Source organism: Photobacterium sp. R1 (assembly GCF_054600795.1).
Genome location: NZ_BAAHZP010000998.1, coordinates 1 through 235, shown reverse-complemented (window position 1 = coordinate 235; position 235 = coordinate 1). Strand labels below are relative to the sequence as shown.

The window sequence follows — 235 nt, the reverse complement described above, 5'->3', positions numbered from 1 at the left end:
CCCTTGTATAAAAGTATCAGTGATGGTATCGCATTTAACTTTCATGGTGATGATACAGCTGAGCTGAATTGCGCTTTCACAGACAAATATAAAGCGCTGAATCTCATCAGCGGAATTAGCCATTATAACCTTATCTGCTTTGGCAATGATGACAATGATTTTACGTTGTTATCGAATGCTTCTGAAGGTTATGTCATCGGTAAAGAGTTGCTCGGATTAGAAAGTAGCATGAATG

General features: G+C 38.3%; 1 protein-coding gene. It reads left to right on the top strand.

Going from position 1 to position 235, the window contains the following annotated elements; translation table 11 throughout:
- The coding region (locus ACYP03_RS28060; protein ID WP_459782943.1) for an HAD hydrolase family protein at positions 1 to 235 on the top strand (235 nt) is incomplete at both ends.